Source organism: Paenibacillus sp. FSL H7-0331, from assembly GCF_001956045.1.
This window is the reverse complement of the sequence record NZ_MRTH01000016.1, coordinates 183,600-192,601: the sequence shown is the minus strand read 5'-3', so window position 1 is coordinate 192,601 and position 9,002 is coordinate 183,600. Positions and strand designations below refer to the sequence as shown.

Here is a 9,002-nt window from a genome sequence, read left to right as displayed (position 1 = left end):
AAAAAATCATTTGGCTAGGTCTAATTTATTATTGTCTTTTTGAGGTTTTTACCGGATTTAATTTTCATGGGAGTTCAATAGAATCAACAGTTTCAGTCCGATGGTATCCTCTTGTCTATGATTCAAGCCACCACTTTCAATCCTATGATAAAATACTTATAAATCCCACTATAGCCAAACGGCCAAAGCGGATATAATCTTACTCTAAATTACTGGAGGTAGCGCTCCGTACTCGGCCCACTGCTCTTTTGTCGGGCCGTAAAGATCCGGCACACAAAGGCCTGCCTGACGCATCAGGACTGTCATCTGACCACGATGATGAATCTCATGCTTTACGAGAATATCCAGCATTAAGCCGTTTGGCCATTGATCACCATACATATCGCTCATGATAAGCAGATTCTCATCTTTCCAACTGGACTGTATAGCATCAAGGAGCGCTTGTGAGGTCCTCTTATAGACTGACGCGATGTCTGCTGCCGAAGCTGGTACCGGCATATCTTCGCCCGGTCCTTCGAAAGACAGTCCCGTCCGAGATGGCATTTCGTGCAATGTCTGTACAAGGTGCCATGCAACACGTCCAAGCGTTCTATGATCGCTTGTTATCTGTTGGCCAAGAGACTCGTCGGTCAGCATCTCCAGTGTCCGCATTGTTGCTTCCGTTTCATTCTGCCAAGTTGCGGCAAAATCTTTAATGTGTTTATACATATCCAACATCTCCTTTTTGTAATGGAATCAAGTTTATTATACCGAACACTAGTTCGCAAGTAAATATTTACATTTACTTAAACTACCCCGTTAACCAAACGAAGCTCCGAAAATCATTGCGCTAATCCCGAAATGTAATTAACTACGTATGGTTAATACTTTTGATCATTTTGTTTACGCTAGCCTGTTAGCTTAACGGCACACGTGGACTAATCCAATAAAAACTTAGGCTTATTAGTTTATAACGGCTTATAACATGGTTAAATTGCTCAGACCTATACACCTATTTCTTGGCCCTTCAGCAACAAGATGAGCTCTCACTACTTGATCCCTTGTTATGATTAGAAACATAATCGTCGTCAATCGGACATTGTCCGATAACTAAAAGAGCCCGCGGTTTACGCAGACTTCTAAGACACGCCTTATATATGGCAGTAGTATGCGGGATACGTGATGCTCGTAAAAAGAAAACGACAGAAGAAATTATCCCACGAAATAAAAGATTAAGAGAATTTTACAATAAGAAACGAAATGAAGGTAAACCCTTCAGGGTAGCCATCATCGCTTGTGTTAATAAGCTTTTACATTGGATTTATGCATTACTAAAAAGCAAATCAGATTTCCAAGATACAGACCAAAAATTAGCTGGTTTAGTTTAGCCCCCGCGCTTGAACCCCCCACTAGAAGCTCATGTACACATACAACGGCGCTACCGGAAGCGGTCGGCTTACCTGTTTCGTACGCGGAAACTTGTTGGCAAATGTTACCGGGGAACTGGAAATATTAGTTCATAGACTCTGTCGAAATCGTCTCGCATCCGTTGAATAATGCAAAATTTTGAAAGCAATTGTTCAAGGCTGTTCGCAATTGCTTTGTTGGCTTTATGTCGTTCTCGTACCAGATGTTTTTAACAACGAGCGTCCCGGCTTTTCGCTCCGCGATTACCTCGGCTCGTCCGATGAGGCTTTCTCCGTATATTAGAGGCAACACATAATAGCCGAATTTCCGTTTGATTGCAGGCGTGTAAATCTCCCAGGTGTAATCGAATCCAAACAATACGTTGATCAGTTTTCTGTCCCATATGAAATTATCTAGTGGGGCGATCAGCTCGCAGCGCCATTTCGGCGCCGGATTTTGCAGAACGGCTTCAATAAGCGGAAAGTCCTCCGCGCGGCAGTACAGTATATCCTTCAATTGTTCCACGGCAACAGCAACAATGCGAGCTTCGTACAACAGTTGGCGGAAAACCTCGTTGCGCTGCTCCGCTTTCAATCCCCATATGTTCAGCCAGGCATCGGATGCGCGATTCCATAAAAGGCCAACAGCGCCGATTCGACGCAGTACCCGCCACTTGTGATGCTCATGCTCGCCCTCCAGCGGCTCCGGTGCATTCAGCAGATTTGGCTGTATGTACTTCCCGGCGATATCGTAATATTTACGCGTTCCTTTTTTGTGATGTATAATCAACTCGCCTGTCGAGTACATCTGCTCCAGCACCGACCGGGATGAATTGTTTCCGCTGCTCCAGTGGATGGCCGATTGCCAAGTGAAATTTCCATCCAATTTTAGATCATCCGAACTTAGCGCACCGTGATTTTGGATGTGAGCCCGTACTTGCTCTATCAACGCTTCCATTTCGGGATAGCGCTTGGCATGTTGTCGGGCGGCCTGCCTGTACCGCTCAAAATACGGCCAGTCCTCGACAGGAATAATGGCCAAATTCTTGTCGGGATAATCGACAAAGCTTCTATCTTGATACAGCAACTCGGCGAGCATGTTCTTGGTAAAACCTTTGATTCGTGACTGCAACACCAGTTCGGCGTTTTTTCCGCAAACATCGATGGGATCGTATTGAATACAGCCGACCTGCCGCACAAAATCCAATACTCCCTGCTTTCCGGTAAATTGATATTCGCCCAACAGCCCGTGCTTCAATAGCAGAAATTGCCGTGCCTGGCGGTTCGTCAATTGGATCATGTACACATCGGCTCCTTAACGAAACAAACGGGAGTAGCTTGCACATGATGATGGATGGCGAGGTTGCTTATCTCAATAAAGTTACTATTTGCTTCTTTCCATAATGATGGTATCCATTGGGGAGCTTCATTAGCAAACCCCTTTCCTAAATTTCCAATAACCGAAAATTGCTCTTTTTCAATGATTTCAACCACGCCTATTCCCCCTATCCGTTGGAAAATACAAAAAAACAAACACATGTTCCTGTTAAATGTTACCATTGTCTCGAGCATAAAAACAAGAGCTATTGAAAAATAACTGCCAGTTAGCTCAACGCCCAGCTGGACATATGTACAAAAATCTTTATTTTGTTCAGATGTCCAGCCCTCTTTTTCAGTGACTTGGGTAGATATTCGAAGCAATCCCGAGAAAAACAAAAAACAGCTCTTCAGCAAATGATGCGAACAGAGCTGTTTTTTTTGCCATTGTTCCACAGAAGTAAAATCGCTGATTGAGCCGGTATTTGGACGAATTTGAATAGGGTCAATTGGGCAGTTTCCGAATCTGTTATAGCTAGTTGGCTCTTTCCTACTCCTAGCAGCCTCCCTGAATAGGAACTGCTTCTGGGCATTTATCACTATTCCGGCAAAATAAATGTTTCCTCATCAGCTTTAAAGACGAACCCTAATGATTTATGGTATGCGTTTAAAGCTTCTGATGTAGCTAGAACAGGAGTAGGGGTATCTCCGAAATTTTCCTGAATGTGTGCTTTGACAAACTCATTCTGTTTCCGATTTTCCTCACCAGCAAGTTTCCAACTTTCCAAAGACATAACTAATTCCCCTTCCAAGATCAACAACTATACATCCGATTATACATCCTCATTAAGCTATAACAACTATGAAATTTCTTTAAACGAGATGTATAGAAAGATGTATGTAACAGTATGACGATGTATATCCAAACATCCTTAGAGAATTGAGTATCTACGCGGCTTTGCCCCTAATTGAATAAAAAAAGCCGTTAGGGAATACAACTATCAGATCATCTCGGCAATTGTTAAAGTCTTCAAACTATACGCTTACACTTTACTCATTGAAATCGAGATTTAATTGACGAACCTCGTATTTATTTCCGTTAATCGGTAATAACCAGCCGTTCAAATCAGCGAGGACTATCCAATTGTTGGCGTATCGGTATTCACTCTGACCACATTTCGGACACGAGCCATACTTATATCCTTTCACCTTCCATAGTTCAGCATCATGAGCATAGCTGCAATTTGCACACCATAGCAATTGTATAGCGAACGCCTCCTCCGAGTGAACTTATACCCTTCTATGATATCACAAATTCAGGAACGTATGTTTGTTTTTGTTATTTTCAAATTAGGTGTCACAGCAGCCATAACAATACCAAGGGCGCAGTGCCGAGTGTAAAGAAGGCTGTCACAATCATCGCTACACTGGAGATGGAGCCGGAGACCACACTGAATTCGAACGCTTTGGACGTACCTGCCGTGTGTGCGCTTGTCCCGAAAAGCACACCACGAGCAATCTCATGCTCAATCCGACATAGCCGGATGATTAGCGGCCCCACGATCATGCCAAACAAGCCTGTCATCAAGACGAATATCGCCGTGATTGCCGGTGTACCACCCAGCATCTCCGTCATAGCCATTGCTATAGGTGTCGTCGTGGAGCGCAGAGCCAGACTGTCGATAATTTGATTCTGAAGATGCAGCTCCTTGGCCAGCCATACCGAGGATACAATAGCCAGGCTCGAACCAAAGCAGACACTTACCATAATCGTTAGCGCATGTTTTTTAAGTATCGCTAAATGCTTGTACAGCGGTACCGCCATGGCTACTGTCGCAGGTCCGATCATCTCACTCAGCCATTCAGTTCCGATATGATACGTTTCGTAAGGAACCCCTGTGAGCAGCAGCACAATCATAACAACAGTCGGAGTGAGCAGGATCGGTGACAAATACACTTTGGGAACAGCGCGATACAGCCGTTTGGACAATCCGTATACAGCTATCGTTATGATCAGACATCCTAGCGCCAGTATAAGCATCATGGGTTTCTCCTCTTGTCTTTGACCATCCATTGTGCCAGGAAGCCTGCCCCTGCCATAACCGCTATGGAGCTAACCAGCATAACGAGCAGAATCCGCAATCCGCTGGACATGATCAGATCTTCATATTGAATCAGACTGACGGCAGGTGGAATGAAAAAAAGCAGCATCTCTGCCAACAGCCAGCTCGCGCCTGCATCAATCCACTCCAGCTTGATCAGCTTCGTTTGCAAACCTATAAAAACGACCACAATCCCCAAAATACTGCCGGGAATCGGCCAATGCATCAGCACTACCAGTTGATTCATAGCTATCGAAACCAGCATAAAAAAAGCAATCTGAAGCACACTTTTCAGGAGCTTGTTCATTGTGAATTCATCCTTCCATCAAAAAGTGCTGTGAATATGTCTCGATTCACCGTACTTATAAAGTGTACTTCAGCATCTAGCATTGGTAAAATGAATATATCGAATTGTTATCATTCCATTTATCTATAGTTAGGAGAATACATCGATGGATATCAGGCAGCTGCAGTATGTGCTGGAACTGGCTCGGTACAACAGCTTCACCAAAGCCGCCCAGGCACTGCATATTACACAACCCACATTGAGCAAGATGATCAAAAGCCTGGAGGAAGAGCTCGGCCTGATCCTCTTTTCCCGAGTCGGCAAGAGCGTCGAATTAACAGATGCGGGGCAAGCGATACTCTCTCAGGCTCAGCATATCGTAAGCTCGTTCAAAAACCTGACATCAGAGCTGAGTGACCTGACGAATTTACATAAAGGCCATATTCGTATCGGACTGCCGCCTATGGTCGGATCAAGCTTTTTCCCTCAAGTGATGAGCCGTTTTCGCGAGCTTTACCCGGGCGTGACGATAGAAATGGTCGAAGAGGGCTCCAAGAAGCTGCAGATTGAAATTGCTAACGGCCATCTCGATATGGGTGTCGTGCTGCTGCCGACGAACGAGGAGCTGTTCGATTCCCACTTGATTATTCAGGAAAATTTGAAGCTGATCGTCCATCCTTCCCATCGGCTCGCACAGCGTAGTGAGGTTGCTCTCTCGGAACTGTCCAAGGAAACATTCATCCTTTTCCATAAGGACTTTGCCCTGCATGATCAGATCATCGCTGAATGTGTCCGCAGTGGCTTCCACCCTCATGTGCTGTATGAAAGCTCGCAGTGGGATTTTATTCATGAGATGACCGCGGCCAATCTCGGTATTGCCTTGTTACCAGAAACCATCTGCAAAAGGCTTGATCCTGCCCACGTCAAAGCGATCCCCTTGATTGAACCCTCCATTCCTTGGCATTTGGTGATGATTTGGCGCAAAAACAGCTACCTCTCTTTAGCCGCACGGGAATGGATTCGATTCACCCAAAGTCTTTTTTAAGTACCACTCATAGAAGAAGTTCGATTCATTGGATGTATCGTGTTTATCTGGACAACCGGATGGGTAATCTCTTAAAAGATCGATTTATCGATATGTACGTAGCTTAGGGAGGAAACCTGGATGGAACGCAATCACACAATGATGCAATTTTTTGAGTGGCACTTGGCATCCGACGGAAACCATTGGAACAACTTGGCCAAGCTGGCCCCGGAATTGAAGGAAAGAGGGATCGATTCCGTATGGATTCCACCCGTCACCAAAGGCCAATCAGTCGAGGATACGGGATACAGTGTGTACGATTTATACGATCTGGGGGAATTTGATCAAAAGGGTACGGTCCGTACCAAATACGGGTCAAAAGCAGAGCTTGAAGCAGCGATCAAAGCATGCCAGGAGCACGGTGTTGCTGTATACGTCGATCTTGTGATGAACCATAAAGCCGGTGCTGACGAAAAGGAAGTTTTTAAAGTGATTCAGGTTGACGGCGATAATCGGACTGAGGAAATTTCCCAGCCCTTTGATATCGAAGGCTGGACCAAATTCACTTTTCCCGGCCGCGGCAATCAATATTCCGATTTCAAATGGACCTTTGAGCATTTTAATGGAACCGACTTTGATGCCAAACAAAATAAAAGTGGAATTTTCCGGATTCTCGGTGAAAATAAAAAGTGGAACGAGCACGTGGACGATGCCTACGGAAATTATGATTATTTAATGTTCGCGAATATCGACTACAACCATGCGAAGGTCAAGGAAGAAATGATCAAGTGGGGCCAATGGCTGGCTAGTACACTGCAATGCAACGGATTCCGGCTCGATGCGATTAAACATATTAGCCGCGAGTTTATTAAGGATTTTGTGACCCAAATCATGAAGGCACGCGGTGACGACTTTTACATAGTGGGTGAGTTCTGGAATTCGGATCCTGGCGCATGTCAGGAATTTATGGATACGGTAGAATGCAAGCTATCCTTATTCGATGTATGTCTCCATTATAATTTTAATGAAGCTGCACAAGCTGGCAAGGCCTTTAATCTGACTACGATTTTTAAAAACTCCTTGGTGGCTACACATCCACAAAATGCGGTCACATTCGTCGATAACCATGACTCACAACCGGGTCAGGCACTGGAATCGTGGGTGGGTGACTGGTTTAAGCAAAGCGCTTACGCGATCATCCTGCTTCGTAAGGACGGTTATCCGTGTGTATTTTACGGTGATTATTATGGCATTGGCGGTGAACCATCGATTGCAAGCAAAAAAGCCGCCATCGATCCCCTGCTGTATACCCGCTACCATAAAGCATACGGCGACCAGGAGGACTATTTCGATCATCCGAATACTATTGGCTGGGTGCGCCGAGGCGTGCCGGATATTGAGCGCTCAGGCTGTGCTGTGGTCATCTCCAACGGGGACAACGGCGAGAAACGAATGTGTGTCGGACCCGAGCGTGCAGGTCAAGTATGGATTGACTTCACTAACACCCGAAATGATAAAATCACGATCGGAGCGGATGGATTTGCCAGCTTCCCGGTTAATGGAGGCAGTGTCTCGGTATGGGCGCTTGCTGACGAGGGTTAATTCATCGGATGCAGCCAATATGAAAAAGGCACCCGATGGGTGCCTTTTTCATATCTATAATCGTTATAAGAGCAATAATGGCTGTATGATTACATTTCCTCTGCTACTTTTCGACTGATAGCCAGATGTTTAATGTCCTTGAAGGTGATAAACTTTTTATCCCGCTCATCCCAGATTCGGAAGCGAAGCAACTGCAGGCTTGTGCGCAGTGTAATCGTCTCGACATCCCGCAATACCGGATTCACATTATGAACCTTTTCCAGATAGTAGTTTGGCACACGCGGACTCAAATGATGAATATGATGGAAGCCGATATTTCCGGTGATCCAATGCAGCACTTTGGGTAGATTATAAAAAGAGCTTCCTTGCATAGCCGCTTTTACGTAATCCCATTTGTCGTTATTCTCAAAGTAGGTTTCCTCGAACTGATGCTGAACGTAGAACATCCAGATACCGGCTGTACCGGAAACCAGAAAAATCGGAACCTGTATGAGCAGGAATGCTTCCCAGCCCAGTGTCCAGCACAATAGAAATGCTGAACCGAATATACCGATGTTGGTTATATAAGTGTTGATTCGTTCCTTCATGTTAATATTTCTACGGTTAAAGCGATAATCTATCAGAAAAATGTAAGTTGGACCGATACCAAGAATCACGAACGGATTGCGGTATATACGATAAATGATCCGCTTCAATAACGAGGCAGCCAAATACTCATCCACGGTCATCGTCCAAATATCTCCCGTACCCCGCTTATCCAGATTACCACTGGTCGCATGATGTACGGAGTGGGTGTGTCTCCATTGGCGGAAAGGAACACTGGTCAAGATCCCTGTTATCGTTCCGACTATCTCATTAGCAAGTTTATTTTTGAAGAAAGATTTATGGCAGCAGTCATGAAAAATAATGAAAATCCGTACGAGAAAACCGCCTGCAACGATCGTTATCGGTATGGTAAGAAAATAAGAAACCGATAAACTTAAATAGGCAAGATACCAAAGAATGAAAAAAGGAATAACGGTATTCAGGAGTTGCCACACACTGTGCTTGAGATGCGATCTTTCGTAGGGTGCGATGTCTTTGCGCCAGCTGCCTTGTTCCTTATGGAGCATTGTAATAAATCTTCCTCTCTTCGAATCCATGGTAGATATATGTGTACCTGTTGACGTATACGTAGAAGCTCAGTTTTAGTTTCAACTTCTTATTTATAGGATCGAACAGCCGTACATTGCTGAAGCGCAATTCAATTGATAATGATTATCATTTTCAACTTGATTATACGCATA

At 44.7% G+C, this 9,002-nt stretch carries 9 protein-coding genes and 1 pseudogene; 3 read left to right on the top strand and 7 right to left on the bottom strand.

All coding sequences use genetic code 11. From position 1 onward, the window contains the following. Positions 1-204 precede the first annotated feature (204 nt). The gene (locus BK127_RS23340) at positions 205-708 is read right to left on the bottom strand and encodes a DinB family protein (protein WP_076233924.1); all 504 of its coding nucleotides are present in this window, start codon (positions 706-708) and stop codon (positions 205-207) included. Between the two features lie 377 nt (positions 709-1,085). Here BK127_RS23340 and BK127_RS23335 point away from each other — a divergent pair. Then, positions 1,086-1,367: pseudogene (locus tag BK127_RS23335) on the top strand (hypothetical protein); the annotation flags it as partial. 124 nt (positions 1,368-1,491) lie between these two features. On the opposite strand, the gene BK127_RS23330 reads toward BK127_RS23335, so the two are convergent. The 5 genes from BK127_RS23330 to BK127_RS23305 all read right to left on the bottom strand — a co-directional run bounded on the left by BK127_RS23330 (position 1,492) and on the right by BK127_RS23305 (position 5,111). Further along, the gene (locus BK127_RS23330) at positions 1,492-2,685 is read right to left on the bottom strand and encodes a winged helix-turn-helix domain-containing protein (RefSeq protein ID WP_076233923.1); all 1,194 of its coding nucleotides are present in this window, start codon (positions 2,683-2,685) and stop codon (positions 1,492-1,494) included. Further along, positions 2,682-3,302, bottom strand: coding sequence for a hypothetical protein (locus tag BK127_RS43835; RefSeq protein ID WP_076233922.1), 621 nt, complete (start codon positions 3,300-3,302; stop codon positions 2,682-2,684). The genes BK127_RS23330 and BK127_RS43835 overlap by 4 nt, the downstream gene beginning before the upstream one ends. Next, positions 3,302-3,496, bottom strand: a complete 195-nt coding sequence (locus tag BK127_RS23320) for a hypothetical protein (protein WP_076233921.1) — start codon at positions 3,494-3,496, stop codon at positions 3,302-3,304. The genes BK127_RS43835 and BK127_RS23320 overlap by 1 nt, the downstream gene beginning before the upstream one ends. A gap of 563 nt (positions 3,497-4,059) precedes the next feature. Next, positions 4,060-4,737 carry an LrgB family protein gene (locus BK127_RS23310; RefSeq protein WP_179097579.1) on the bottom strand — a complete coding sequence of 226 codons (678 nt, stop codon included), beginning with the start codon at positions 4,735-4,737 and terminating at the stop codon, positions 4,060-4,062. Between the two features lie 5 nt (positions 4,738-4,742). Continuing rightward, positions 4,743-5,111 (bottom strand): CidA/LrgA family protein, encoded by a 369-nt coding sequence (locus BK127_RS23305; protein ID WP_076233918.1) that lies wholly within the window; start codon positions 5,109-5,111, stop codon positions 4,743-4,745. A 145-nt stretch (positions 5,112-5,256) separates the two neighbouring features. Here BK127_RS23305 and cidR point away from each other — a divergent pair, with 145 nt between their 5' ends. After that, positions 5,257-6,135, top strand: a complete 879-nt coding sequence (gene cidR, locus BK127_RS23300; protein WP_076233917.1) for a cidABC operon transcriptional activator CidR — start codon at positions 5,257-5,259, stop codon at positions 6,133-6,135. A 120-nt stretch (positions 6,136-6,255) separates the two neighbouring features. Continuing rightward, entirely contained in the window at positions 6,256-7,716 is a 1,461-nt protein-coding gene (locus BK127_RS23295; protein ID WP_076233916.1) for an alpha-amylase, read from the top strand. A gap of 89 nt (positions 7,717-7,805) precedes the next feature. Here the strand turns inward: BK127_RS23295 and desA are convergent, their stop codons facing one another. After that, positions 7,806-8,828 carry a Delta(5) desaturase DesA gene (gene desA, locus BK127_RS23290; protein ID WP_076233915.1) on the bottom strand — a complete coding sequence of 341 codons (1,023 nt, stop codon included), beginning with the start codon at positions 8,826-8,828 and terminating at the stop codon, positions 7,806-7,808. Positions 8,829-9,002: the final 174 nt, after the last annotated feature.